The following is a 233-nucleotide window of genomic DNA, read 5'->3' as shown; positions in this document are numbered from 1 at the left end:
CAGCAGCGCAGCGCGGTGCAGGTCGCTGATCAGGCTTTCCGGACACAAAAGATAGGCCGTACCCAGCTGTACCCCCTGGGCGCCGAGGGCCATGGCCGCGCGGATCCCCTGCGCATCGGCGATGCCGCCGGCCGCCACCACCGGAATCGACACCGCTTGCACCATCTGTGGCAGTAACGCGAAGGTGCCGCTCTGGCGGCTCAGATCCATCGACAGGAAATGCCCCCGGTGAC

General features: G+C 67.4%; 1 protein-coding gene. It reads right to left on the bottom strand.

Going from position 1 to position 233, the window contains the following annotated elements:
• Positions 1-233, bottom strand: a 233-nt coding sequence (locus MO867_RS23140; protein WP_252473504.1) for an NAD(P)H-dependent flavin oxidoreductase, incomplete at both ends; no start/stop codon positions are given.

This window comes from Microbulbifer okhotskensis, from assembly GCF_023895975.1.
GTDB lineage: Bacteria > Pseudomonadota > Gammaproteobacteria > Pseudomonadales > Cellvibrionaceae > Microbulbifer > Microbulbifer okhotskensis.
This window is presented reverse-complemented; position numbering and strand designations above follow the sequence as displayed.